This is a genomic window from Comamonas sp. B-9 (genome assembly GCF_000410635.1).
Taxonomy (GTDB): Bacteria; Pseudomonadota; Gammaproteobacteria; order Burkholderiales; family Burkholderiaceae_C; genus Comamonas.
The window spans coordinates 1-234 of record NZ_APCR01000546.1; the positions used below are offsets into that span (position 1 = coordinate 1).

Below are 234 nucleotides of genomic sequence, written 5' to 3' on the forward strand. Positions count from 1 at the left end.
GGTTTCGACCAGGATGGCGCGGTCCGCACCAATGGCCATCGCCGTGCGCAGCGTCTCCTGGCACTGGGTCACGCCGCAGCTCACGGCGATGATCTCGGTCACCACGCCCTTTTCCTTCAAACGCACGGCCTCTTCCACCGCGATTTCATCAAAGGGGTTCATCGACATCTTCACGTTCGCAATGTCCACTCCCGAGCCATCGCTCTTGACGCGCACCTTGACGTTGTAGTCCAC

1 pseudogene is annotated in these 234 nt (G+C 60.7%); it reads right to left on the reverse strand.

The annotated features are described in order from the left end of the window. A pseudogene (locus tag H928_RS26245) lies at window positions 1-234 on the reverse strand (electron transfer flavoprotein subunit beta/FixA family protein); the annotation flags it as partial.